Origin of the sequence: Polynucleobacter necessarius (assembly GCF_900096755.1) — a bacterium.
GTDB lineage: Bacteria > Pseudomonadota > Gammaproteobacteria > Burkholderiales > Burkholderiaceae > Polynucleobacter > Polynucleobacter necessarius_K.
In genome coordinates, this window is record NZ_LT615227.1 from 587,097 (window position 1) to 611,649 (window position 24,553).

24 protein-coding genes, 1 pseudogene and 1 riboswitch are annotated in these 24,553 nt (G+C 47.3%); of the genes and pseudogenes, 9 read left to right on the plus strand and 16 right to left on the minus strand.

Features of this window, described 5'->3' with window-relative positions; genetic code table 11:
* Window positions 1-13: 13 nt before the first annotated feature.
* Window positions 14-1,459 (minus strand): adenosylhomocysteinase, encoded by a 1,446-nt coding sequence (gene ahcY / locus DXE27_RS03005; RefSeq protein WP_128113688.1) that lies wholly within the window; start codon window positions 1,457-1,459, stop codon window positions 14-16.
* A 61-nt stretch (window positions 1,460-1,520) separates the two neighbouring features.
* Window positions 1,521-1,626, minus strand: a riboswitch (S-adenosyl-L-homocysteine riboswitch).
* A 67-nt stretch (window positions 1,627-1,693) separates the two neighbouring features.
* Window positions 1,694-2,860, minus strand: a complete 1,167-nt coding sequence (gene metK, locus DXE27_RS03010) for a methionine adenosyltransferase (RefSeq protein WP_128112853.1) — start codon at window positions 2,858-2,860, stop codon at window positions 1,694-1,696.
* Between the two features lie 189 nt (window positions 2,861-3,049).
* Here metK and DXE27_RS03015 point away from each other — a divergent pair, with 189 nt between their 5' ends.
* From DXE27_RS03015 to dapF, 3 genes are all read left to right on the plus strand, one after another.
* Window positions 3,050-3,928: a lysophospholipid acyltransferase family protein gene (locus DXE27_RS03015; RefSeq protein WP_231969628.1), complete on the plus strand. Its 879-nt coding sequence runs from the start codon at window positions 3,050-3,052 to the stop codon at window positions 3,926-3,928.
* A gap of 70 nt (window positions 3,929-3,998) precedes the next feature.
* The gene (locus DXE27_RS03020; protein WP_231969629.1) at window positions 3,999-4,835 is read left to right on the plus strand and encodes an LpxL/LpxP family acyltransferase; all 837 of its coding nucleotides are present in this window, start codon (window positions 3,999-4,001) and stop codon (window positions 4,833-4,835) included.
* A gap of 59 nt (window positions 4,836-4,894) precedes the next feature.
* A complete protein-coding gene (dapF, locus tag DXE27_RS03025; protein ID WP_197712394.1) occupies window positions 4,895-5,749 on the plus strand; it encodes a diaminopimelate epimerase in 855 nt (284 codons plus the stop codon).
* Here the strand turns inward: dapF and pyrE are convergent.
* Window positions 5,746-6,414: an orotate phosphoribosyltransferase gene (gene pyrE / locus DXE27_RS03030; RefSeq protein WP_128112855.1), complete on the minus strand. Its 669-nt coding sequence runs from the start codon at window positions 6,412-6,414 to the stop codon at window positions 5,746-5,748. The two genes, dapF and pyrE, sit on opposite strands and share 4 nt — an antisense overlap.
* Before the next feature lie 8 nt (window positions 6,415-6,422).
* On the opposite strand from pyrE, the gene DXE27_RS03035 reads away from it, so the two are divergent.
* The gene (locus tag DXE27_RS03035) at window positions 6,423-7,205 is read left to right on the plus strand and encodes an exodeoxyribonuclease III (RefSeq protein WP_128112856.1); all 783 of its coding nucleotides are present in this window, start codon (window positions 6,423-6,425) and stop codon (window positions 7,203-7,205) included.
* Window positions 7,206-7,223: 18 nt separating this feature from the next.
* Here the strand turns inward: DXE27_RS03035 and DXE27_RS03040 are convergent, their stop codons facing one another.
* The 12 genes and pseudogenes from DXE27_RS03040 to gatC all read right to left on the minus strand — a co-directional run bounded on the left by DXE27_RS03040 (window position 7,224) and on the right by gatC (window position 18,517).
* Complete coding sequence (locus DXE27_RS03040; RefSeq protein ID WP_197712395.1) at window positions 7,224-8,555, minus strand: AmpG family muropeptide MFS transporter; 1,332 nt, start codon at window positions 8,553-8,555, stop codon at window positions 7,224-7,226.
* Window positions 8,548-9,141: a methionine biosynthesis protein MetW gene (gene metW, locus DXE27_RS03045; RefSeq protein ID WP_128112858.1), complete on the minus strand. Its 594-nt coding sequence runs from the start codon at window positions 9,139-9,141 to the stop codon at window positions 8,548-8,550. The genes DXE27_RS03040 and metW overlap by 8 nt, the downstream gene beginning before the upstream one ends.
* Window positions 9,138-10,280 carry a homoserine O-succinyltransferase MetX gene (gene metX / locus DXE27_RS03050; protein ID WP_128112859.1) on the minus strand — a complete coding sequence of 381 codons (1,143 nt, stop codon included), beginning with the start codon at window positions 10,278-10,280 and terminating at the stop codon, window positions 9,138-9,140. The genes metW and metX overlap by 4 nt, the downstream gene beginning before the upstream one ends.
* Window positions 10,277-10,927 carry a nucleoid occlusion factor SlmA gene (gene slmA, locus DXE27_RS03055; RefSeq protein ID WP_128112860.1) on the minus strand — a complete coding sequence of 217 codons (651 nt, stop codon included), beginning with the start codon at window positions 10,925-10,927 and terminating at the stop codon, window positions 10,277-10,279. Before slmA ends, metX begins: the two co-directional genes overlap by 4 nt.
* Window positions 10,928-10,937: 10 nt before the next feature.
* A complete protein-coding gene (gene argB / locus DXE27_RS03060; protein ID WP_128112861.1) occupies window positions 10,938-11,840 on the minus strand; it encodes an acetylglutamate kinase in 903 nt (300 codons plus the stop codon).
* Between the two features lie 13 nt (window positions 11,841-11,853).
* On the minus strand, window positions 11,854-12,231 hold the full coding sequence (dksA, locus tag DXE27_RS03065; RefSeq protein ID WP_172457147.1) for an RNA polymerase-binding protein DksA: 378 nt from the start codon (window positions 12,229-12,231) through the stop codon (window positions 11,854-11,856).
* Between the two features lie 213 nt (window positions 12,232-12,444).
* Window positions 12,445-13,519: pseudogene (locus tag DXE27_RS03070) on the minus strand (CobW family GTP-binding protein).
* A 69-nt stretch (window positions 13,520-13,588) separates the two neighbouring features.
* Entirely contained in the window at window positions 13,589-14,590 is a 1,002-nt protein-coding gene (locus tag DXE27_RS03075) for a tyrosine recombinase XerC (protein ID WP_128112863.1), read from the minus strand.
* Window positions 14,571-15,107, minus strand: coding sequence for a DUF484 family protein (locus DXE27_RS03080; RefSeq protein ID WP_331852073.1), 537 nt, complete (start codon window positions 15,105-15,107; stop codon window positions 14,571-14,573). Before DXE27_RS03080 ends, DXE27_RS03075 begins: the two co-directional genes overlap by 20 nt.
* Before the next feature lie 133 nt (window positions 15,108-15,240).
* The gene (gatB, locus tag DXE27_RS03085; RefSeq protein WP_128113690.1) at window positions 15,241-16,710 is read right to left on the minus strand and encodes an Asp-tRNA(Asn)/Glu-tRNA(Gln) amidotransferase subunit GatB; all 1,470 of its coding nucleotides are present in this window, start codon (window positions 16,708-16,710) and stop codon (window positions 15,241-15,243) included.
* Window positions 16,710-18,227: an Asp-tRNA(Asn)/Glu-tRNA(Gln) amidotransferase subunit GatA gene (gene gatA, locus DXE27_RS03090; protein ID WP_128112864.1), complete on the minus strand. Its 1,518-nt coding sequence runs from the start codon at window positions 18,225-18,227 to the stop codon at window positions 16,710-16,712. The genes gatB and gatA overlap by 1 nt, the downstream gene beginning before the upstream one ends.
* Window positions 18,224-18,517 carry an Asp-tRNA(Asn)/Glu-tRNA(Gln) amidotransferase subunit GatC gene (gene gatC / locus DXE27_RS03095; RefSeq protein ID WP_128112865.1) on the minus strand — a complete coding sequence of 98 codons (294 nt, stop codon included), beginning with the start codon at window positions 18,515-18,517 and terminating at the stop codon, window positions 18,224-18,226. The genes gatA and gatC overlap by 4 nt, the downstream gene beginning before the upstream one ends.
* A 64-nt stretch (window positions 18,518-18,581) precedes the next feature.
* Here gatC and DXE27_RS03100 point away from each other — a divergent pair, with 64 nt between their 5' ends.
* Genes DXE27_RS03100 through rodA form a run of 5 tightly spaced genes read left to right on the plus strand, consistent with a single transcriptional unit; the run spans window position 18,582 to window position 24,155 of the window.
* Entirely contained in the window at window positions 18,582-19,625 is a 1,044-nt protein-coding gene (locus tag DXE27_RS03100) for a rod shape-determining protein (protein WP_128112866.1), read from the plus strand.
* A 24-nt stretch (window positions 19,626-19,649) separates the two neighbouring features.
* Window positions 19,650-20,585 (plus strand): rod shape-determining protein MreC, encoded by a 936-nt coding sequence (mreC, locus tag DXE27_RS03105; protein ID WP_128112867.1) that lies wholly within the window; start codon window positions 19,650-19,652, stop codon window positions 20,583-20,585.
* Entirely contained in the window at window positions 20,582-21,106 is a 525-nt protein-coding gene (mreD, locus tag DXE27_RS03110) for a rod shape-determining protein MreD (protein ID WP_128112868.1), read from the plus strand. Before mreC ends, mreD begins: the two co-directional genes overlap by 4 nt.
* An 8-nt stretch (window positions 21,107-21,114) precedes the next feature.
* Window positions 21,115-23,022, plus strand: coding sequence for a penicillin-binding protein 2 (gene mrdA, locus DXE27_RS03115; RefSeq protein WP_128112869.1), 1,908 nt, complete (start codon window positions 21,115-21,117; stop codon window positions 23,020-23,022).
* On the plus strand, window positions 23,004-24,155 hold the full coding sequence (rodA, locus tag DXE27_RS03120) for a rod shape-determining protein RodA (protein ID WP_128112870.1): 1,152 nt from the start codon (window positions 23,004-23,006) through the stop codon (window positions 24,153-24,155). The genes mrdA and rodA overlap by 19 nt, the downstream gene beginning before the upstream one ends.
* A 58-nt stretch (window positions 24,156-24,213) precedes the next feature.
* Here rodA and DXE27_RS03125 read toward each other — a convergent pair whose 3' ends face one another.
* A complete protein-coding gene (locus DXE27_RS03125) occupies window positions 24,214-24,534 on the minus strand; it encodes an HU family DNA-binding protein (protein WP_269459797.1) in 321 nt (106 codons plus the stop codon).
* Window positions 24,535-24,553: the final 19 nt, after the last annotated feature.

Here is a 24,553-nt window from a genome sequence, read left to right on the forward strand (position 1 = left end):
AACAGTGATTGGATTAATAACGATAGTGGTCAGCCTTGTATGGGCCTTCCTTCGTTACGCCAATATAAGAAGCTTGCTGATCAGACAGCACAGTTAACTCTGCATTCAGAGTCTTGAGTTGTAAACGAGCAACCTTCTCATCCAAATGCTTAGGCAATGTGTAAACACCGATTGGGTATTTATCCGTGCCTACCGCATTCCACAATTCGATTTGGGCAATCACTTGATTTGCAAATGAAGAGCTCATTACATAAGAAGGGTGTCCTGTTCCACAACCCAGGTTTACCAAACGACCCTTGGCCAAAATGATGATGCGCTTTTCAGGCTTGCCATTAGCGGCTGGGAAAATCACGTGGTCAACTTGTGGCTTGATCTCTTCCCATTTGTATTTTTCAATACCAGCAACATCGATCTCATTATCAAAGTGGCCAATATTACAAACGATGGCTTGATTCTTCATCTTCGCCATATGGTCGTGTGTAATCACATGGTAGTTGCCAGTTGCAGAAACAAAGATGTCTGCTTTATCCGCGGCGTAATCCATAGTCACAACGCGGTAGCCTTCCATCGCAGCTTGCAAAGCACAGATTGGATCTACCTCAGTAACCCAAACTTGAGCAGACAAAGCACGCAATGCTTGTGCTGAGCCCTTACCCACATCGCCGTAGCCGCAAACTACCGCAACCTTACCCGCCACCATCACGTCAGTAGCGCGCTTGATCGCGTCCACTAAGGACTCGCGGCAACCATAGAGGTTGTCGAATTTGCTCTTAGTAACAGAGTCATTTACGTTGATCGCAGGGAACTTCAAGTCGCCCTTAGCAAACATTTGATACAGGCGATGTACACCTGTAGTGGTTTCTTCAGTAACGCCTTTTACTTTTTCCAAGCGTGTTGAGTACCAAGTTGGATCTTGCGCCAATTTTTTCTTAATGGCTGCAAACAAAATAGTTTCTTCTTCGCTAGTTGGGTTACTCAAGCAAGCTTGATCTTTTTCAGCGCGGGCACCGAGGTGTAACAACAAAGTAGCATCGCCACCGTCGTCCAAAATCATATTGGTGTAACCGCCATCAGCCCATTCAAAAATGCGATGCGTAAAGTCCCAATATTGCTCAAGGGTTTCGCCCTTGATTGCGAACACTGGTGTGCCATTAGCAGCGATAGCTGCAGCAGCATGATCTTGTGTTGAGAAAATGTTGCAAGATGCCCATTGAACTTCCGCACCAAGCGCCTCAAGCGTCTCGATCAACACAGCGGTTTGAATAGTCATATGCAATGAGCCAGTAATGCGTGCGCCACGCAATGGCTGCTGCGCAGCAAACTCGTCACGAATAGCGATCAAGCCAGGCATCTCTGTTTCAGCAATAGCGATTTCTTTACGACCAAAGTCAGCCAAAGAAATATCGGCAATTGCGCAACGAGTTGCTACAAAGTTATTTAAATCAGAAACGGTATTCATTAATGCTCCAGCCAAATACGATCCAATGCTGGAGTAGAAACTCGCTAGCCATTGAATCATGGGTTAGCGAGCGCGGTTGCAATTAGCAAACTCCGTTTAGGAGTCCACTCCCTTCAAGCCTGGGGAAGTACTGGGTCTCAGCATTCCTTGCAACGCTCCTTGAAGGTATGCCGTAATTGTAAACAATTACGGCATATTTCGCCTCAATACACCTACAAACTGCGTATTTCCTACTTACAGACCTGCTGCTGCACGTAATGCAGCCGCTTTGTCTGTTTGCTCCCAAGTAAATTCTGGCTCTTCGCGACCAAAGTGGCCATAAGCAGCAGTCTTTTTATAAATTGGGCGCAAGAGATTGAGCATCTTCACGATGCCTTTTGGACGCAAGTCAAAGTGCTCAGAAACCAATTGAGCAATCTTTTCATCCGAAATCTTACCTGTACCGAAGGTGCTCACCATTACTGAAGTTGGCTTGGCAACACCAATCGCGTAAGAAATCTGAATCAAGCATTTGCTTGCTAAACCAGCAGCAACCACGTTCTTCGCAACATAACGTCCAGCGTATGCAGCAGAGCGGTCAACCTTAGAAGGATCTTTACCAGAGAAAGCGCCACCGCCGTGAGGGGCTGCGCCACCGTAGGTATCAACAATAATTTTGCGGCCAGTTAAACCGCAATCGCCTTGTGGGCCGCCGATAACAAAACGACCTGTTGGGTTAACCAAGAAATTAATGGCGCCTTTGATCAAATGCTTTGGCAATACTGGTTTGATGATTTCTTCGATCACTGCTTCACGCAATTTCTCAAGAGAAATATCTTCGTCATGTTGAGTAGAGAGCACAACAGTGTCGATAGAGTCAGGTTTGCCATCCACGTAACGCAAGGTCACTTGTGACTTCGCATCAGGACGCAACCAGTTCAAACGACCGTCACGACGCAGCTGTGATTGGCGCTCAACCAAACGGTGCGACAAATGAATTGGTAAAGGCATGAGCTCTGCCGTCTCATCACAAGCGTAGCCAAACATTAAGCCTTGGTCACCAGCACCTTGATCTAAGCCGTCATCATGCGCCTTATCAACGCCTTGAGCGATATCAGGGCTTTGCTTGTCGTAGGCAACTAAGACCGCGCAACCCTTGTAATCAATACCGTAAGCAGTGTTGTCGTAACCAATTTCACGCAAGGTATTGCGTGCAACCTGAATGTAGTCAACGTTAGCGTTGGTGGTAATTTCACCAGCCAAAACTACTAAGCCGGTATTACATAAAGTTTCTGCTGCAACACGCGCAGTTGGATCTTGAGCCAAGATGGCATCGAGGATCGAATCAGAGATTTGGTCTGCTACTTTATCGGGGTGACCTTCAGAAACGGATTCTGAGGTAAAGAAGTAATCATTAGCCATTGCATATTCCTTAATTTATTAACACGATCATTGGGACAACTCACGTGCCAAGAACCACAACGGCGACGCTTTAGCAGAATTTATGAATCGCTCTGCAAGTTGTCTTAACTCAGCGATGGGGTGAATTCTATCCGAAAAATGCCATATTGAGCAAGGCACCTTGAAATCCACACACCAAGAGCTGCTGCATTGAATATCATTAAGGAGGTGCGAAAACTCTTTTTTAAGCTCTGCCTCAATACGATTGCCGCGCTTCCTCTTGCGCTAGTACAGGTGATTGGGGCTTTTTTGGGCATTCTGGCTTACATCGGCTCAAAGCAATACCGATCCCTCTTTCGCCCTCAATATGAAGCCGTTGTTAATGCCAGGGGATTGCCCTTCAGCCTATGGGATGCGGTAAGAGTCTCTGGAATGCTGTTTTCAGATAGTTTGTGGATTTGGCGCAATCCTCAAAAAGCCCTGTCATTGGTAGAGGTTCAAAACTGGGATCTTGTAGAGGCTGCGATTGGAGAGGGTCATGGCCTAGTCATGCTTACCCCGCACCTTGGTGGCTTTGAAATCATTCCGCGCGTACTCGCTCAGCACTTCCCCGCAACCATTCTTTATCGTCCCCCACGCCAGGAGTGGCTAAATCAAGTGGTGGTGGAAGGACGGGCCTATCCCAATGTGCATTTTGTGCCGACAAACCTAAACGGTGTGCGTCAAATGACTCGTGCGCTCACACGCGGAGAAGCCATCGGAATCCTTCCGGATCAAGTTCCAAGTGGAGGCGAAGGTGTATGGGTTCCTTTCTTTGGACGCCCTGCGTACACTACGCCCTTGCCAGCTCGGCTTGCAAATCGCAATAGCACGCCGGTAATTATGTTTACCGCCAAACGCAAAGGTATTGGTGCAGGCTGGCTCATGCAAGCAACCCGTCTTGCGCCTTTTTCTGAGGACACCAGCATAGCTGCCGCAGAAATTAATATGGCGATTGAAAATGCCGTACTCGTCGCACCAGAACAATTCATTTGGTCATACAACCGTTACAAGCATCCCGCCGGTGCAGAATTGCCTCCAAGCAACTAGTTATAAAATTTCGAAATGACCTGGTTACAAAACCCCTTCAATTTCTTAGCGCTGAGTCTCTTGCGCCTTTTTGCCTTACACCATCACCGTCCATGTAGGCTATGGCTTGGGCTGGCTTGCAGCCCATATTCCAAATGGTCGCAGCCGCGTTGTCAAAACCAATTTACGCTTGTGTTTTCCAAATCTAAGCGAAAAAGAAATTGATGAGCTTGCAATTGAGCATTGGAAACTTTTTGGTCGCAGCGTATTAGAAAGAAGTTGCATTTGGCTTGGAAGCGGCAAACAAATTACTGACATTGTGACAATCGAATCAACCCTCACTCTAGGCAATCGAAAGCCACGTCTTTTAATCAACCCTCACTTTGTGGGGCTCGAGGGCGGCTTCATGGCTTTATCAGTATTAGCCAGTCAACATGACTGGCCGCGTGGCGCAGGCCTGTATCAAAACATGAAGAACCCGTTCTTTAATCAAAAAATGATTGAGTGGAGAAATCGTTTTGGCGGCAAGCCAATCGAAAGGCAAAGTCGCTTGCGTGATCTCATTTGCGAAATTCAAACGGGGAACTTTATTTTTATTGCCCCAGATATCGACTTGGGTCCGCGTGACTCAGTCTTTGTTCCTTTTTTTGGCGTACAAACCAACACCATCACCTCAGTGTCTCGCCTAGCAAGGCTCAGCGGGGCTGAGGTCTGCCTGATGACAACTACGCTAAACAAAGATCGCAAGGGCTACACCTGTCACATCAGCGAACCTCTGCCAAACTTTCCGAGCGATGACGTAGAAAAAGATACTGCGCGCTTAAATCAATACATCGAAGAACTTGTTCACGAAAGACCGGCAGAGTACTATTGGGTACACAAGCGCTTTAAACATAGATCGCCTGGCGAGCCCAGTCTTTACGATTAAATGGAAATATTTTGAGCGCCAATACAAGCAACCCAGTACGCAAGCTGCGCTTCACCAAAATGCATGGTGCTGGCAATGACTTCATTGTGCTCAGTGGAATCGATCAAGATCTTAGTGGCATTACGCGCGAGCAATGGCAAACATTGGCTCACCGTCAATTTGGCATTGGCGCAGATCAAATTCTTTTGGTAGAAAAAGCAACGCGTGCAGACGCTGATTTTCGCTATCGCATTTTTAATGCAGATGGCGGCGAAGTAGAACAGTGCGGTAACGGCTCTCGATGCTTTGTACGTTATGTATTGGATCAAGGCCTATCCAATAAAAATCCCTTGAGAGTAGAAGTTGCCCATACCGTTCTGACCCTTAAATCTCATCCTGATGGTCAGGTTGAAGTGGATATGGGCGCACCTATTTTTGAACATAGCAGCATTCCATTTAATGCAAATGGTTTAGCGAGCATTCAGGAGTTTCAGGAAACGCTATACGCACTCCCCCTAAACCAACCCGCTACGCATGACAGTTTTGTTGGCGTTCTTTCTATGGGCAACCCGCACGCCGTACAAGTTGTCGGGGATGTTGATAGCGCGCCGGTCTTAGAAGAGGGCCCTGAAATTGAAAAGTTTGTCGCGTTTCCAAAAAAGGTAAACGTAGGCTATCTACAAGTCATCAATCGCAACGAAGTAAAGTTGCGCGTCTTTGAACGCGGCGCGGGAGAAACATTAGCTTGCGGCACTGGCGCTTGTGCGGCCGTGGTTTCTGGCATCCGCAGAGGTCTTTTAGATTCGCCCGTGAAAGTTCATACACGTGGAGGAGACTTGCAGATTGCTTGGGGCGGCATTATTAATAACGTTATTCAGCCCGTCATCATGTCCGGCCCAGCGGTCACGGTCTTCGAAGGCGAAACAACAATCTAAATGCCGTATTTTTCGCGGTAGGCTTTTACTGCAGGCAAGTAATTGGTCAACTGAGCATCGCTTGAAGAGGTTAAAAAAGACATTAGCCCGGCCAAGCTTGCAATTGCAATAACTGGCAAACCAAATTCTTGCTCCACTGCCTGCACAGCAGACTTATCTCCAATTTCAACTGCATTCCCCGAGCGCTCCATGCGATCAAGCGCAATAAGTACTGCTGCCGGCTCTGCACCGGCACCACGAATAAGATCTACCGACTCTCTCACTGAAGTGCCGGCTGAAATCACGTCATCAATAATCACCACCCTACCCTTAACTGGCGCACCAACCAGCATGCCACCTTCGCCGTGGTCTTTGGCTTCTTTGCGGTTGTAGGCATACGGCACATTAATGCCGTTATCTGCCAAAGCAATTGCTGTGGCAGCAGCAAGCGTGATTCCCTTGTATGCAGGGCCATACAACATATCGAACTGAATATTCGACTCTTGCAAGGCTTTAGCGTAATAGCGACCCAATGCGCTCAAGCGAGCTCCATCATTAAATTCACCCGCATTAAAGAAATAAGGCGAGAGTCTTCCGGCTTTAGTTTTAAACTCCCCGAAGGACAAAACCTTTGCCTCTAAGGCAAAGCGAATAAAGTTATCTTGATTTGAATTATTTGAGCTCATAGGCCTACATGTTACGCATCATTTCAGCGAACCTCAACGGTATCCGTTCCGCAGTCAAAAAAGGCTTTCTGCCATGGGCCGTTCAGCAAAAAGCAGACTTCATTTGCATGCAAGAGCTCAAGGCTCAGCGCGACGATCTAGAGAACGCCATCCTTAACCCAGATGGGATGCATGGCTTTTTCCACCATGCAGAAAAAAAGGGTTACAGCGGCTGTGGCATTTATACCCCCCACAAACCAGATGAAGTCTTGTATGGATATGGCAATGAAGAGTTTGATGCGGAAGGGCGTTATGTAGAGGCGCGCTTTAAAGGGCTTTCTGTGATTTCGGTCTATATGCCCTCAGGCTCAGGCTCACCAGAGCGCCAAGAGGCCAAATATCGCTATCTCGACAGCTTTTTGCCGCACCTCATATCCCTTAAAAAATCTGGGCGTGAAATTGTGCTTTGCGGCGACGTTAATATTGCACACCAAGAAATTGATCTTAAGAACTGGAAAGGCAACCTCAAAAATTCAGGCTTCTTACCTGAAGAGCGCGCATGGCTCACAAATCTTTTTAACAAGGTTGGCTATGTAGATGTGTATCGTCAGCTCGAGCCTGAGGCAACTGAGAGCTGTTACACCTGGTGGAGCAATCGCGGTCAAGCCTATGCAAAAAATGTAGGTTGGCGTATCGACTATCACATCAGCACACTAGGCATTGCCGCCACCGCCAAAAAAACTGCTGTTTACAAAGATGAGAAATTTTCAGACCATGCGCCACTCACCGTGGACTATGACTGGAAGCTTTGAAAAAGCTAGGGGGAGAAGTTACCCCCCTTCTTTTTTGATCTGAACGATCTTGAAATGAATCGTCGCCCAAATTAAGAGCAGGGCTGGGGCGCCAATAATGGCGGTGCCATAGAAGAAAGCTTGATATCCAAAGTTATCAACAAACGCGCCTGAGAATCCCGCCAACCATTTGGGCAAGAGCAACATCATCGAGCTAAACAAAGCGTACTGCGTTGCTGAGTAGCGGATGTTCGTTAGCGAAGATAGGAAGGCAATGAATGCCGCGCTTGCAATGCCTGAGCTTAAGTTATCGGCAGAGATCACCCAAATCAAACCATGTAAATCATGCCCTTGCGTTGCAAGCCAGGCAAATAACAAATTGCTTACCGCTGATAGCACTGCGCCAACAAAGAGAATTCGCAAAACACCAAAACGCAGCGTGAGCACACCCCCAACAAAAGCACCAACCAAAGTCATCACAACGCCAAACACCTTGCTCACAGCAGCCACCTCATCTTTGGTGTAGCCCATATCAACATAAAATGGATTAGCCATGATGCCCATCACTACATCGCTAATGCGATATACGGCAATTAAAGACAGAATCAAAACGGCATGCCAGCGATAGCGTGTAATAAATTCTGCAAATGGTTCAACTAAGGTTTGATAAAGCCATGCTTTTGCAGTGCGCACTTGTGCCAACTCATATCTCGCAGGCTCTTTACTTAATAAGGTTGTTATAACGCCAATACCAATCGATGCCGCCATGCAAAGATAAGCAAACTGCCACGCACCCGCATCATATCCACTGCCTGTTTCAGCCCGCGCAGCAAGCCAGAGAACGCCGGCACCAGCCCAAATCAAAGCAAGTCGGTATCCAGTTTGATAAGTTGCAGCCAAGGCCGCCTGATGGTCGCTGTTGGCTGATTCAATACGAAAAGCATCTAATGCAATATCTTGAGTCGCAGAACCAAACGCAACCAGTAGCGCACACCAAACAATGGAATTTAAGGCGAGCTTAGGATCTAGTGTCGACATCCCAACAAGACCCAAAATAATGAGCGCTTGTGCAAAAAGTAGCCAGCTTCGACGACGTCCAAACAACTTCGTCAGCAATGGGATTTGCAAACGATCAACGAGAGGAGCCCAAACCCACTTAAAGACATAGATCAAGCCTACCCAGGTTAAATAACCGATGGTGCTGCGATCAATTCCTGCTTCTCGCAACCAAAAACTCAACGTCCCTAGAATCAGCAGCAAAGGAAGGCCTGCGGAGAAGCCTAAGAAGAGCATGCGTAAGCAAGGCCACTCGAGATAGACCCGAAAGTCTTTAAGCCATGACTGCACTACATTGAGTAGCTTGTTAGGCACGACGAATACGGAACAAGGCAAGACTGCCAAAAAGGTTTGGCATCAAGGTAACTTGGCGCCCTTCATGCAAGATGCATTGATCAATCACCTTCAGGCCAAGGCTTGAGGCTAGCTTCTCAAAGTCTGCAACTGTTAACACGCGCACGTTTGGCGTGTTGTACCACTGATAAGGCAAACTCTTAGACACCGGCATACGGCCCAGACCAACGGCGAGGCGATGAGACCAATGTCCAAAGTTTGGAAACGAAATGACCGATTCTTTTCCAACGCGAACCACTTCACGCAAAATCTTTTCAGTTTGATGAATCGTTTGCAATGTTTGTGACAAGACTACCGTATCAAAACTATTGTCTTCAAAGAGTGCTAAGCCACCCTCTAAATCTTGCTGAAGCACATTCAAACCTTTTTGAACGCAAGACAGCACTCGCGCATCATCAATTTCTACGCCATAGGTATGAACTGGTTTTTGTTTCTGCAAAAACTCTAAAAAACTACCGTCGCTACAGCCCAGGTCAAGCACTTGAGTATTCGGTGCAATCCAATTGGCTATAGCAGCAAAGTCTGCGCGCTTGTTGAAATTACTCATACTTGAGCCTCGCGCATTTGCTTAAAGTAGGCCCGTACTAAATTGTGATAACGCTCATCATCCAATAAGAATGCATCATGTCCATGCGGTGCATCAATCTCTGCATAGGTAACTTCACTCTTATTACTCAGCAAAGACTGGACAATCTCGCGACTCCGATTTGGCGGGAAACGCCAGTCGGTTGAAAAGCTAACCACCAAGAACTTGGCCTGCACTTCTGCTAAGGCACGGTTCAGACTGCCATCAAAGCGACGCGCAGGATCAAAGTAATCAAGTGCGCGGGTAATTAATAAATAGGTGTTTGCATCAAAGTAGGTTGAAAACTTATCGCCCTGATGGCGCAAGTAACTTTCAACCTCAAATTCGACATCAAAACTAAACCGGTAATCGTTTGACTCACCGTTAGGACGCTGTAGTTCACGTCCAAACTTTTCAGCCATGTCATCATCAGACAGATAAGTAATATGTCCGACCATGCGAGCCAAACGCAAACCGCGCTTTGGCACAACGCCATGCTCGTAATAGTTGCCGCCATGAAAATCTGGGTCAGACAATATGGCATTGCGTGCCACTTCATTGAATGCGATATTTTGGGCGCTCAGCTTTGGGGTCGACGCAACAACTACGCAGTGATCTAGACGCTTAGGGAACTGAATAGCCCAAGCCATTGCCTGCATGCCACCTAAACTGCCCCCCATGACTGCGGCAAATTTCCGAATACCTAATTTATCCGCTAAACGAGCTTGTGTATTAACCCAATCCTCAACCGTTACAACCGGAAAGTCTGCACCATAAGGTTTGCTGCCAGTCGCCGGATTAATGCTCATCGGCCCAGTAGAGCCAAAGCAAGAGCCTAGATTATTGACGCCAATAACAAAGAAGTGGTTGGTGTCTACCGGCTTGCCGGGGCCAATCATGTTGTCCCACCAGCCGATATCTTCTGGATCCTCAGGGCTTGGGCCGGCCACATGGTGAGATGCATTGAGCGCATGACATACCAGTACCGCATTACTTTTATCGGCATTGAGCTTGCCGTAAGTTTCAATAACTAAATCGTAGCCGGACAACATGGCGCCACTCTGCAAAGGCAAGGGCTCGACAAAGTGAATAGTATTTCTAGAGAGGTGTAGCTCGCTCATTCTGACAGGAGAAGGCGCAAACTAACATCGGAGGCTTCAGTCGGCAATTTCCTAAATCCGCTACGGGCGAATCGATGCCAACGACCCAAAACAAAACTCATCAACATGGCAGCGCGAATGCTAACTTCTTCTTGACCCAGCTGCGCCCAATTTCCACCTTGTGTTTGGGCAATACGCAGGGCTTGCTTTAGAGACGCCTCAACTTGATCTAACACCTGAGTGATGCGCTCTTGCAAGCGGTCATCCTCCTGCAATAAAGCATCGCCCAACAAAACACGGGTCATGCCTGGATTTTTTTCAGCAAAGAACAAAAGCATTTGCAAAATACCGCGCGCTTGAGCAAGACCAGATTCTTCCTTCTGATTAATTTGGTTAATCAATCCGAAAACTGTTTGCTCAATAAAAGAAATCAGCCCCTCGAACATCTGCGCTTTACTTGCGAAATGACGATAAAGAGCTGCTTCAGATACTTCAATCTTTGCCGCTAAGGCAGCAGTAGTAACGCGCTCGCCCTTTGGGTTTTGCAGTATCTCAGCGAGCACCTGCAGAATCTGTAAGCGGCGCTCGCCAGGACGTGGGCGCTTGCGCACCTTACCGGCGTCAGCGCTGCTGTCGTTAATATCTGTCGGCCCTAAAGATTCACGCATGCTTATCTACTTATCTTGAGCGGATCATCGTGCCGAATGCTTGCTCGGTCAGAATTTCTAGCAATAAAGAGTGCTCAATGCGGCCATCGATGATGTGCACTGAATTCACGCCGCTCTTAGCCGCATCCAATGCAGAAGAAATCTTTGGCAACATGCCGCCAGAAATCGTACCGTCAGCGAACAATGCATCAATTTCTCGTGCCGTTAAATCTGTCAGTAATTTGCCGTCTTTATCCATCACGCCAGGAATATTGGTCATCATGACCAACTTCTCCGCATGAAGAGTTTCCGCCACCTTGCCGGCCACTAAGTCTGCATTGATGTTGTATGCCTGACCTTCTACACTAAAGCCAATCGGAGAAATCACCGGGATAAACGCGTCGTCTTGCAATGCTTTAACAACCGCAGGATTAATTGCTTCAATTTCACCCACAAAACCGATATCTACTTTTTTACCTGGCTCTGTATCGCTTGGAATCATCATTTTCTTGGCGTGAATGAGTCCGCCGTCTTTGCCGGTCAAGCCAACAGCTTGGCCGCCAAAGTGGTTAATCAACATCACGATATCTTGCTGCACTTCGCCACCAAGAACCCATTCCACTACTTCCATGGTTTCTTCATCGGTCACGCGCATACCTTGAATAAAGGTACCAGTCTTGCCGATTTTCTTAAGGGCTTCATCAATTTGTGGGCCGCCGCCATGAACCACAACCGGATTCATGCCAACCAATTTCAACAAAATGACATCGCGCGCAAAGCTTTCTTTGAGGCGCTCTTCAACCATGGCATTTCCGCCGTACTTAATCACGATGGTCTTGCCGTGATACGCGCGGATATAAGGCAAAGCCTCAGCAAGAATCTCCGCCTTTAACAAAGGGGAGATATCACTAATGGTTGGTAAATGCTTAGTCATTGCTACTTAAAATTTATTCGCCAAACAATTTTTGACGGAGTTCACGACGCTCTTGAGCTTCAAGAGACAAATTGGCTGTAGGCCTTGCAATTAAACGGTTCAGGCCAATTGGCTCGCCAGTTTCTTCGCACCAACCGTAATCGCCAGACTCAATGCGTGCCAACGCTTGCTCTACTTTTTTCAGCAACTTACGCTCACGATCGCGAGTACGCAATTCCAGCGCATGCTCTTCTTCAATCGTTGCACGATCAGCAGGGTCTGGAACCAAAATATTTTCACGCAGATGCTCAGTGGTCTCGGATGCATTTTTCAAAATGTCATCTTTAAGAGTGAGTAATTTTTGACGGAAAAAATCTAACTGGGCAGCACTCATGTAGTCCTTCTCGGACATCTTGAGTAATTCCACTTCAGTTAATGGAGCACCTTTTGCAACTTTAGCGCTCGCAGCTTTGCTGCTAGCTTTTGCAGCGGTCGCTGGTTTTGTTGCTGTTTTTACCGTCATCTCATTCTTTCCTGGTTTGAAGCATTATTGCCTCATTCTGCCAAACTTTTACAGCCTTTATTAATATTGACCGTGGCGGCGGCGGATTGTACCCGAATCTTTCTAGGCCAAACATCCCTCAAGCCCAGCCAGTAGGGTATCTTTAGGCAAATCAATGCCAATAAACACCATACGGGTTTGCTTAGATTCTGCACCCCAAGGACCGGCTAAATCGCTGCCCATCATCTGATGAACCCCCTGGAACACCACTTTTCGGCTGCTTCCCTTCACATAGAGCACGCCTTTATAGCGCAGCATCTTCTCGCCAAAGACCTCCCTCCAAAATGCCCCCAAGGAAGTCTTCCAATTTTTTATGATTAAAGGGTTTATCACTACGAAAAACAAAGGATTGAATACGGTCTGTATGGCCAGCATGCCCATGATGGTGATGGTGGTCATGACTATGGTCATGGCCGCAGGTGCTGTGATCGTGATCATGGCTATGGTCATGGCCACAATGCTCGTGGTCATAGTCGTCCTGCTCCAAGAAATGGGGGTCAATATCCAGCTTGGCGTTCAAATTGAAGCCTTTGAGATCCAAAACGGCATTTAATGGCACTATGCCCTTAGAAATGCCTGCAATAGGCGCTCTTGGGTTCATATGCATCAGGCGATTACGCAAAGCGTCTACTTCTGCAGGACTTACCAAATCGGTTTTGGTAATAAAGAATCTGATCGGCAAAACCAACTTGGCGCTGCGCCTCTTCGTGTTCATTCAGCTGCTGCTGGCCATGCTTAGCGTCTACTAAGGTGACTACAGCATCTAGGACGTAATGGTCAGCAACATCATCATCCACAAAGAAAGTCTGGGTCACTGGGCCTGGATTAGCAACGCCCGTGGTTTCAATCACTACACGATCAAAGCTAATTTTCTTGTCTTTGCGTTGCTCCCAAAGCTCATTAAGAGCCTCTACAAGATCACCACGGATGTGGTGCAGCAAATACAGCCATTACTCATTTGCACAATGTTCTCTTGGTTGTCTTGCACCAAGATATCGTTATCAATGTTTTCTTCACCGAACTCATTCTCGATCACGGCAATTTTTTTGCCATGTTCTTCAGTCAGAATGTGTTTAAGCAAAGTTGTTTTACCGCTTCCTAAGAAGCCCGTCAAAATGGTTACCGGAATTAATGCCATGGATGATCCAATCAAAATCTAAAAGCCAAGATTTCCCAAAGCGGGAAACCTTCTATATTACCGAGTTCCTCAGTCTTTACCAGCCTTTGCGCGAGGATGCGCTTTATCGTATGCCTGAGCTAGGTGCTGAAAATCTAAGGACGTATAAATCTGGGTGCTAGCGATGCTGGCGTGCCCCAACATCTCCTGTACGGCGCGCAAATCTTTCGAGGATTGCAAAACATGGCTTGCAAAACTGTGTCGCATCATATGCGGATGAACATGGGTGGGCAAGCCTGCACGCATCGCCAGAGTACGCAACCGCGCCTGCACGGTGCGAGGAGATAGGCGCTTACCAGTCACAGACAAAAATAAAGCTATCGACTCTTGGGCATAGGTTCCCGCATCACGCAACTCTCTCCATGCTGCAAGAGACTTCATTGCAGGCGCACCCACTGGAACAGAACGGCGCTTACCGCCTTTACCTAAAACCGTTACCTCAGCAGCATCCCAATCTAGCCATCCCGCAGATTCATGTTGGCGATCTTTGCTTTGCATCACATCAATCCCTAAAAGCTCTGAAAGACGCAAGCCCGAGGCGTAAAGCAAGTCAATGATTGCTGCATCACGTATCGATTCCAAATCTTTGCTTTCTTCAACCTCTTTGACAGCCTGATTTACAAGGGAGAGCGCCTGCTCTACCGATAGCGCCTTAGGCAAGGACCTTAGGCGCCTTGGCGCCTTTACGTCATCAACAGGATTGGCAATTAAATTATTAGTTACCTTGCCTGCACGCGCATCGCGCTTGGCATCTTTTTCAGTAAGCCAGTCATACCATCCGCGCCACGCAGAAAGTGCTCTTGCAATACTTCTTGAGGATTTGCCTTTGGAATGCAAACGCCCAGCCCATCGACGCACGTGACCATTGCTAACTTTTAGTAATTCAACGCTGTCTTCTAGGGCGAAATTTTGCAGATCGCTCAGATCCATGCCATAGGCTTTTAGCGTATGGGGCGAGAGTTGACGCAGCACATGCAACTCATGCAAATACTCTTGCATGAGTGGATGAAGATCAGTCGCCTTTAATTTCATAAGCCTGGATACGATCCAAAGCTGCAGCAGTTAATTCAGCGATCTGGCGCAAATAGAACGCGCCCATATCTGCCGTAAAGCGAGACTCATCTTTGCTAGCCAACAGCAATACCGCAGGAGATTGAGTGGTGCCAGTACTCTTGCCCAAAGGAAGGCCAATCGCCACCATGCTTTGCCACTCAGGCTCAATTGTGGTTTGGCTTGCTAATAGATCCACGCTGGCAGCGGCCAACTCCTTAGCCGAGCCGCAAAGCGGTGTATCTACCCATGGGCCAAAAGCAGAATTGGGGGACAGCGATTGCGCAGACTCCACCTCAAACACTTCGGCCTTATTGTTAGCCCTCATTAAGCGCAACAACCACGCAACTAAACTTTGTTGTGTTTTATCGTTGCGACTACCAAAGTGCAGCATCTCACTAAGACGACGATTGAGCTCTTGGTTCTGTGTACGCAATACTGTCATCTGACGCTCTTGCAAAGAAATTGTGCGATCCTCATGTGGATGCTTAATCCGAATCCCATTAAAGAGATCAGCGTAGCGCTCAAAAAAAGCCTGGGGTTACACGTAACCACTCAGCAACCAACTCTTCTTGTTCTGCTTGCTTTGGATCTATTGCGCTCATCAATTTCTTTCTAAATGGTTTCTTTTATTAACTAAGCTTTTTACGCAAGAGCTCATTCACTTGACCAGGATTTGCCTTGCCTTGAGAGGCCTTCATGATTTGGCCCACCAATGCATTAAAGGCCTTCTCTTTACCTGAGCGGAGCTCCTCAACTGATTTCTGATTAGCTGCCAATACTTGATCAATGATGACCTCAATCGCACCGCTATCGCTAATCTGCTTCAAGCCTTTTGCATCAATGACCTGGTCAACCGTACTAATGTCCTTGCCTGCAACAGCGTCTTCCCAAAGAATTGCAAAGATGTCTTTGGCGATCTTGTTGGAGATGGTTCCATCAGCCACACGCATCAGCAAAGGCGCCAAGTGTTCGGCCTTTAATGGCGCATCAGCCATGGCAATGCCAGCACGATTTAATGATGATGCAAGTTCACCAGCAATTAAATTGGCGGCTGCTTTTGCTAATGGCTTACCAACGATTGCCAACAGATCTTCAAATACTTTTGCGGTATCACGGTCTTGAGTGAGCAACTGCGCATCGTATGCGCTTAGACCAAATTCGCTTTGCCACTGCTCGCGCAATTGCGCTGGCAGGGCGGGCATCTTGCTACGAACACCTGCAATCCAAGCATCATCAATCACTACTGGCAATAAATCTGGATCTGGGAAGTAGTGATAGTCATTGGCGTCTTCTTTGCTACGCATGCTACGAGTTTCGCCACGATCAGGGTCGTATAAGCGCGTCTCCTGAACTACAGTGCCGCCATCTTCGATCAATTCAATCTGACGACGCACCTCATACTGAATAGCCTCTTCCAAAAAGCGGAAGGAGTTCAAATTCTTAATTTCGCAACGAGTGCCGAACTCAGCCTGCCCCTTGGGTCGAACAGATACGTTCGCATCACAACGGAATGAGCCTTCTTGCATATTGCCGTCACACACCCCTAACCAAACCACCAGGCCATGCAAAGCTTTGGCATAAGCAACGGCTTCAGCGGCGCTGCGCATTACTGGTTCAGTCACGATTTCTAATAAAGGCGTACCAGCGCGGTTTAAGTCAATGCCGCTTGAAGGTTCGCCATGGGGGCCCGTAAAGCCCTCCTCATGGACCGATTTGCCCGCATCTTCTTCCATATGAGCGCGAGTAAGTTCAACCACCTTCACTTCGTCGCCCACCAGAATTTCAAGATGTCCACCGACCACCACCGGGATCTCCATCTGGCTAATTTGATAGCCCTTAGGTAGATCGGGGTAGAAATAGTTCTTACGCGCAAAAATACTTGCTGGGGAAATCTTCGCATTTACGGCTAAACCAAAACGAATCGCATGCTCAACAGCTTGACGATTGAGCACTGGTAAAACACCAGGTAACGCCAAATCAACCGCACATGCTTGTGTATTTGGTTCTGCTCCAAAGCGCGTGCTTGCGCCACTAAAAATTTTAGATTGTGTTTGTAGTTGTGCGTGGGTCTCTAGACCAATAACGACTTCCCATTGCATCATGCCACCTCGCTTGCTTGACGCAAATGCCAATCACTGGCCTGCTGATATTGATGAGCCACTTGCAACAAGCGCGCTTCAGAAAAATAATTACCGATTAATTGCATGCCAATAGGTAAGTTGTTTGTATTAAATCCACAAGGAACGCTCATCGCCGGTAAGCCAGCTAAGTTAGTGGAGAGCGTATAAATATCCTCTAAATACATTTGCACTGGATCTTTTGATTTCTCGCCCAGGCGCCAGGCCACATCCGGGGCTACAGGCCCCAAGATCACATCGCATTGATTAAATGCAGCCTGAAAATCTGCTGCAATAATGCGGCGAATTTTTTGTGCCTGTAAATAGTAAGCATCGTAGTAACCATGACAAAGAACGTAGGTTCCAATCATGATGCGACGCTTTACCTCAGAACCAAAACCTTCGGTGCGCGACTTCGCATACATGTCGCCAAGGTCACGATATTCATTCGCACGATATCCATAGCGCACGCCATCAAAACGACTCAAATTACTTGATGCCTCGGCCGGCGCCAAGACGTAATAGACCGGAATAGATAACTTAGTTTTTGGCAGACTCACCTCAACAAGACTGGCGCCTAAGCTTTCTAAAAGTTTGGCTGCCTCATTGACGGATTTTGCAATGTCACTTGCCAAACCCTCTGCGAAAAATTCTTTAGGCAAACCAACGCGTAAACCCTCCAATGGTTTTGCAGAATTCGCGCTGCCATCACTCCAACTCTGATTAAGGTAACGACCGTAATCTTCCCCGGAATCAGCCAAAGAAGTGGAGTCGCGTGGGTCGTGAGAAGACATTGCAGACAAGAGGAGCGCGCAGTCCTCTGCAGTCTTGCCCATCGGACCAGCTTGATCGAGTGAAGAGGCGTAGGCAATCATGCCGTAACGAGACACGCGCCCGTAACTAGGCTTAATTCCAGTCAAACCGCAAAATGCCGCTGGCTGGCGAATCGACCCGCCAGTATCAGTTCCTGTGGCGATGGGCGCCAAACCTGCTGCAACCGCTGCCGCAGAACCGCCCGAGGAGCCGCCTGCTACGTGGGCTGCATTCCAAGGATTTAAAGCCGGCCCAAAGGCAGAGTTTTCATTAGATGAGCCCATTGCGAACTCATCCATATTCGTTTTACCCAAACAAACCATGCCAGCACCATGGGGATTGTTTTCATCCGGAATACCCAGATTAGCAACCACTGTAGCGTCGAAGGGGCTTTGATATCCGGACAGGATTTTGGAGGCAGCAGTTGACTTCCAGCCACGCGTTACAAAGACATCCTTATGTGCGACAGGAATGCCCGTCAGCTTGCCGGCCTTCCCTGAAGAAATCAAGTGATCCGCCTTATTTGATTTCTCTAAGCTTAAGTGAGCATTCACATCAAGATAAGCATTCCACTGTTTTCCAGCCTCAATACGGTCCAAAAAGTACTGGGTCAACTCGGTGCTAGAAACCTCTTTTGCAGCAAGCGCTTTTGCCATTAAGACGATAGGGGTGTTGTGCCAACTCATTCGATCACCCTCGGAACTAGGAAGTAGCCATCCTGCTGTGCGGGGGCTGATTGCATGTTTTCGGAGCGATGGTCTTTTTCAGTAACTTGGTCGACCCGCATGGGCTGGGCCAAATCACGCAAAAAGAGGATCGGATGGGCCAAAGGCTCAAGTCCGGTTGTATCAACGGCCTGCATTTCCTCAACCAAGGAAAAAATAGCCTGCAATTGAGGCAAAACTGCCTCGGCTTCTGCCTGATTTAACTCAAGCCTAGAAAGGTGCGCAATGCGCTGGACATCATCAAGTTTCATGGGGCGCTAGAAGAGTATCATTCTTATATATTTTCATTAATACTTTCTATTTTCCCACTACATCATGCTTGATTTTTTCCGCAGCTACTTTTCCAATGACCTAGCCATCGACCTAGGAACCGCCAACACCTTAATTTATATGCGTGAGCGGGGTATTGTCCTCGATGAACCCTCTGTTGTGGCAATTCGCCAAGAAGGTGGCCCTAACGGCAAAAAGACCATTTTGGCCGTTGGTAAAGAGGCAAAAGCAATGTTGGGCCGTGTTCCAGGGAATATTGAGGCAATTCGCCCAATGAAAGACGGCGTTATCGCTGACTTCACCATTACCGAACAAATGCTCAAGCAATTTATCAAGCTTGTGCATGAAAGTAAATTATTAAAGCCAAGCCCACGCATCATCATTTGCGTTCCCTGCGGATCTACTCAAGTTGAACGCCGCGCGATTCGCGAGGCCGCATTAGGCGCTGGTGCATCACAAGTATTTTTGATTGAAGAACCAATGGCAGCTGCAATTGGTTCTGGCTTGCCAGTTTCTGAAGCTGCAGGCTCAATGGTTGTTGACATCGGCGGCGGCACAACTGAAGTTGGCGTGATGTCATTAGGCGGCATGGTTTACAAAGGCTCTGTTCGCGTTGGTGGCGACAAGTTTGATGAAGCGATTACCAATTACATCCGTCGTAACTACGGCATGTTGATCGGTGAGCAAACTGCTGAGTTGCTCAAAAAGGCAATTGGCTCTGCTTTCCCTGGCGCTGAAGTGCGCGAGATGGAAGTAAAAGGTCGCAATCTTTCTGAAGGTATTCCACGCAGCTTCACCGTTACTAGCAATGAAATCCTTGAGGCATTGACTGATCCGTTGAATCAGATCGTGACCGCTGTAAAAGCAGCTCTCGAGCAGATCCCGCCTGAGTTGGCGTCTGATATCGCCGAACGCGGAATGATGCTCACAGGCGGCGGCGCCTTGTTGCGCGACCTTGATCGTCTCTTGCTCGAAGAAACTGGTTTGCCAATTCACGTTGCAGAAGATCCATTAACTTGCGTGGCTCGCGGATGCGGTATCGCACTTGAGCGCATGGATAAGTTAGGCGGAGTGTTCTCGCACGAGTAAGCGACATACACGTCGATCAGGGAATTGCAACATAGCGCTCCACCACTTTTCAGACAGGGCATTCCGGCCTTACTTAAACTGATTGTCTGTCTGTCGATCAGCATCGCTCTGATGCTAATCGATTTTCGCTTTAAAGCACTCGATCCGATTCGCAACAATGTCAATTGGATTTTGCGTCCTCTTGAATATGTCATGATGGCGCCGCGAAATGCGTACGAAGCAACATCAGAATATTTCACAACTAGATCTACTCTTGATCAAGAAAATCAAGTGATGAAAGTTCGCCAAGCTGAACTTTCTCTGCTGGCTAATCAATCCGAATTTCTCATAGTCGAGAACCAAAATTTGCGCGAGCTGATGGCTTTGCAAAAACAGGTTCCATTCAAAGCATTGCCTGTGGAAATTTTGTTTAATCCACCCAACCCAATTTCACAACGTATTGTGATTAATCGCGGCAGCAACGATGGCCTAAAGCTTGGCAACCCGATTGCTAATGATTCCGGCATATTGGGCCAGGTAGTGCGCCTTTATGAGCGCTCTGCAGAGGTTTCCCTGCTAGAGGACCGTGATTTTGCGGTTCCCGTCCAAGTAGCTCGTAACGGGCTTCGAGCTGCGGTATTTGGAGCCGGAAGGGGCAATCCCCTAGAACTTCGCTATTTACCTGTGGCCAGCGACTTGGAAGTGGGCGATATTTTGCTGACCTCAGGAATTGATGGCGTTTATCCCCCTGGGTTTGCGGTAGCGGTAATTAGTAAGATTGAGCGCAATATTGATAAGAACTCTTCTAATGTGTTTTGCGTACCTGTTGCCGCAGTCAATCGCTACCGTCAAGCGCTTGCTCTTTTGTATGACCCACAGTTTGACGCTAAAGCGCCAACCATTAGCAACAAATCTACTTCGGGCGCCCCATTAACGAATACGCCGGGTAGACGCCAAACGCGCGCGCGAGGAATGCAGTGATTGATTTCCAAAGCGGCTACATTCTGCGTCCGGTAAATCTGGTCTTTATTTATTTCAGTTTATTTTGTGCGCTGTTATTAAACCTATTGCCGATTGGCAACTACGGCTGGGTGCCCGACTGGTTAATTCTGTGTATTGTGTTTTGGAATATTCACCAGCATCGCTATGTCAACGTCATCACCGCCTTCATTCTTGGCTTGATGATGGATGTTCACAATTCAGATTTACTGGGCCTACATGCCTTTAGTTATTCACTCGTCGCGTACGTCGCCATCTCATGGCATCGACGCATTGTGGCACTCACCGTTCTCCCGCAGGCCTTGCATCTGCTACCCATCTTTTTATTGGTATCGCTTTTCCCCGTATTGGCGCATTGGCTGCTGAGCGGCGAGCTATATTGGTGGGCCCTCACAGGTGCTATTCAGGCAGTAATTGAAGCGATGCTATGGCCGTTAGCAACACGCATCTTGTTAGCGCCGCAGCGCCGGCCATTAGATGTTGATCACAATCGACCTCTCTAAGAAGCGGTATGGCTTCTTTTAAAAAGCCGGACCTCGACTCATTTCAAGAGCGCATTCATATTGCGACGCTATTCGTCACATTTTGTTTTTTACTGCTCATTACTCGTTTGGTTTGGTTACAGCTTGTTAGTCACGGTAAATACGCCCTTTTAGCGGAGAGTAATCGAATTGCGTTGGTGCCAGCGCCAGCCAACCGAGGCCTTTTGATTGATCGCAATGGCATCGTCATCGGCCGAAATTACTCCGCCCTTACGCTAGATGTAAATGCAGAGGAAGTGAAGGGCAATGTCGACCAGCTAATTAGCGATCTTTCCGAAATCATTGATATTTCCCCGAGGGATCGCCGCAATTTCAAGCGCTTCTTAGAGGATTCTCGCAATATGGGGACATTTCCCCTGCGCTCCATGCTCAATGAGGCCGAAACTGCCCGATTTATGGCCAATCGCTACCGTTTTCCCGGGGTCGAAATCCGCGCCAGGAGCTTCCGGGAGTACCCATATAACGAATTAGCCTCCCATTTAATTGGCTATATTGGCCGCGTTTCTCAGAAGGACAAGGAGCGCATGCAGGCTGAAATTGAGGGCGCCAAATCAGATGATCCAGATGCTTTGCAAGCTTTATTTTTGCCGGGCATTCAATACGTAGGAAAAATTGGCCTAGAGCAAAGTTATGAAACGGTTTTGCGTGGCGTGCCTGGTTACGACCAAGTAGAAATCACTGCTGGCGGAAAACCAGTTCGCACTCTTTCTAGCTCACCTTCAGTGCCCGGTAAAAATGTGGTTCTCTCGGTTGATATCAAGCTGCAATATTTAGTGGAGCAGCTATATGGAAATTTCCGTGGCGCATTCGTTGCAATTGAACCTGAGACAGGCGATGTTTTGGCATTCGTCTCTAAACCTAATTTCAATCCCAATGACTTTGTTGAAGGCATTGACTCAGTTACCTGGAAGGAGCTCAATGACTCTCCACAAAAGCCGCTCTATAACCGTCCACTCAAAGGTATCTACCCGCCAGGATCGACTTATAAGCCCTTCATGGCGCTAGCCGCTCTAGAAAATAAAAAGCGTACGCCATCACAAACGATTTCTGATCCCGGTTACTTTGACTTTGGTAACCATACGTTCCGCGACGATAAAAAAGGTGGTCACGGAATTGTTGGTATGCAAAAGTCTATTGTTGAGTCTTGTGACACTTACTACTACATGCTTGCGCGTGATATGGGCGTGAACATGATGCATGACTTCATGAAGCCACTTGGCTTTGGCCAAATTACCGGAATTGATTTACAAGGCGAAGCAAGAGGCGTTTTGCCGTCTACCGAGTGGAAAAAAAATACATTCAAAAAACCAGAGCAGCAGAAATGGTATGAAGGCGAAACAATTTCATTGGGCATTGGCCAAGGTTATAACGCTTTCACTATTTTGCAATTAGCGCACGCCATGGCAAACGTTGCTAATAATGGCATCGTGATGAAGCCGCACTTAGTGAAAGCAATTGAAGATCCGTTTACTCGTAATAGAGTTCTGACAACACCAAAAGAAAGTTATCGCATTGATCTCAATACAGAGAATATTGAGGTGATTAAAAAGGCCATGCTAGAAGTAAACGTCTCAGGTACTTCAGCAGCAGCATTTAAAGGAACTGGTTATCAGGTTGGCGGAAAGACTGGAACCGCACAGGTCTTTAGCTTGAATTCTAAAGAATATAAACACGGCTCAACTGCAGAATTTTTACGTGACCATGCTTTATATATTGCTTTTGCGCCAGCAGACAAACCAACAATTGTGATTGCAATGGTTGTAGAGAATGCAGGCTTTGGTGCGCAGTATGCAGCTCCGATTGCGCGTAAAGCTTTGGACTTTTACATAGAGGGCAAGTGGCCTAAGGAGATTCCTGAATGGAAAAGAGCCCCTTAATCAAAGTAAAAGCATTTTTCTTTAGTATCTTTGCGGGCTTAGATCACCAGCTAGGCCTTATTCTGCTTGGCTTGGCGGCTGTTGGCTTTTTCACTTTTTTATCGGCAAGCCAAAACACTCCCGTACAAATTGCAGATGAATTGCGCAATCTCGCACTTTCATTTGCCGTGATGTGGATTGTGTCCCGCATTCCACCAAAATGGTTGGAGATGGGTGCAGTATGGATTTACGGATTTGGTGTTGCACTTTTAATCGCAGTAGCTGCGTTTGGACTCATCAAAAAAGGTGCACGTCGATGGCTAAACATTGGCGTTGTAATTCAGCCATCTGAAATTATGAAGATTGCCATGCCATTGATGCTTGCTTGGTATTTCCAGAAACGCGAAGGCATCCAAAAATCTTGGGACTATGGAGTTGCAGCGATTATTTTGGCAATCCCCGTATTCTTAATTGCTCGCCAACCCGACTTAGGTACGGCACTCTTAGTTTTTGCAGCAGGTCTTTATGTCATTATCTTGGCGGGTCTGCCTTGGAAATGGATTCTGCCATTTGTTGGCCTAGGCGTTATTGGCATTTTGTTAATCATTATTTTCGGCAGCACTATTTGCGCGCACGATGTTGTTTGGCCATTTGTACATAACTACCAAAAGCATCGTATCTGCACCTTGCTCGACCCCACTAGCGATCCACTAGGAAAAGGCTTTCATACAATCCAATCCATGATTGCCATCGGATCTGGCGGGTTCTTTGGAAAAGGCTGGTTTCAAGGAACTCAAGCGCATTTGGAATTTATTCCAGAAAAACATACTGACTTTGTCTTTGCTGTGTTCTCAGAAGAATTTGGTCTATTAGGCAACTTAGTATTGCTTGCCCTTTTCTTCTCGCTTATTAAAAGAGGTTTGACCATTTCAGCAAGCGCGCCTAATTTATTCACACGACTATTAGGCGCTGCAGTAACTTTAATTTTCTTTACCTATGCTTTTGTGAACATCGGAATGGTGAGTGGCTTATTGCCGGTTGTTGGGGTGCCGCTGCCATTTATTAGTTACGGCGGCACCGCGCTCGCTACCCTTGGTTTTGGTGCCGGCATCTTGATGAGCATTCATCGCCATCGCCGTTTAGTGCAAAGCTAAATAGAAGTCACTTGCTTGATAAGCCTCAAGAATTATTGAGGAAATAAAAAAGGAAGAATTACTTCTTACGCTTGTTAACTGAATCTTTAAATGCTTTACCAGCAGAAAATTTAACAGTTTTTGCAGCAGCGATTTTGAGTGGCTCGCCAGTTTTTGGGTTGCGACCCATACGTGCAGCACGTTCGCCAGAAGCAAATGTACCAAAGCCGATCAGTTGCACTGAGTCACCTTTAGTAACAGCTTTGATGATTGTGTCGATTGCAGAATTCAATGCGAATTCAGCTTTGGCTTTAGAAATCTCCGCGTCGTCAGCAATCGCTGCGATTAGTTCGGCTTTGTTCAAGTGAAGCTCCTTATAGATATTGATGTCAGCGCACATTACGCTTACATGATTTTAA

Bases quoted from the DNA above. Each gene is read 5' to 3' on its own strand.
- ahcY (WP_128113688.1), bottom strand. From the start codon at position 1,459: ATGAATACCGTTTCTGATTTAAATAACTTTGTAGCAACTCGTTGCGCA.
- metK (WP_128112853.1), bottom strand. From the start codon at position 2,860: ATGGCTAATGATTACTTCTTTACCTCAGAATCCGTTTCTGAAGGTCAC.
- dapF (WP_197712394.1), top strand. From the start codon at position 4,895: ATGCATGGTGCTGGCAATGACTTCATTGTGCTCAGTGGAATCGATCAA.
- pyrE (WP_128112855.1), bottom strand. From the start codon at position 6,414: ATGAGCTCAAATAATTCAAATCAAGATAACTTTATTCGCTTTGCCTTA.
- DXE27_RS03035 (WP_128112856.1), top strand. From the start codon at position 6,423: ATGTTACGCATCATTTCAGCGAACCTCAACGGTATCCGTTCCGCAGTC.
- metW (WP_128112858.1), bottom strand. From the start codon at position 9,141: ATGAGTAATTTCAACAAGCGCGCAGACTTTGCTGCTATAGCCAATTGG.
- metX (WP_128112859.1), bottom strand. From the start codon at position 10,280: ATGAGCGAGCTACACCTCTCTAGAAATACTATTCACTTTGTCGAGCCC.
- slmA (WP_128112860.1), bottom strand. From the start codon at position 10,927: ATGCGTGAATCTTTAGGGCCGACAGATATTAACGACAGCAGCGCTGAC.
- argB (WP_128112861.1), bottom strand. From the start codon at position 11,840: ATGACTAAGCATTTACCAACCATTAGTGATATCTCCCCTTTGTTAAAG.
- dksA (WP_172457147.1), bottom strand. From the start codon at position 12,231: ATGTCCGAGAAGGACTACATGAGTGCTGCCCAGTTAGATTTTTTCCGT.
- DXE27_RS03075 (WP_128112863.1), bottom strand. From the start codon at position 14,590: ATGAAATTAAAGGCGACTGATCTTCATCCACTCATGCAAGAGTATTTG.
- gatB (WP_128113690.1), bottom strand. From the start codon at position 16,710: ATGCAATGGGAAGTCGTTATTGGTCTAGAGACCCACGCACAACTACAA.
- gatA (WP_128112864.1), bottom strand. From the start codon at position 18,227: ATGAGTTGGCACAACACCCCTATCGTCTTAATGGCAAAAGCGCTTGCT.
- gatC (WP_128112865.1), bottom strand. From the start codon at position 18,517: ATGAAACTTGATGATGTCCAGCGCATTGCGCACCTTTCTAGGCTTGAG.
- DXE27_RS03100 (WP_128112866.1), top strand. From the start codon at position 18,582: ATGCTTGATTTTTTCCGCAGCTACTTTTCCAATGACCTAGCCATCGAC.
- mrdA (WP_128112869.1), top strand. From the start codon at position 21,115: ATGGCTTCTTTTAAAAAGCCGGACCTCGACTCATTTCAAGAGCGCATT.
- rodA (WP_128112870.1), top strand. From the start codon at position 23,004: ATGGAAAAGAGCCCCTTAATCAAAGTAAAAGCATTTTTCTTTAGTATC.
- DXE27_RS03125 (WP_269459797.1), bottom strand. From the start codon at position 24,534: ATGTGCGCTGACATCAATATCTATAAGGAGCTTCACTTGAACAAAGCC.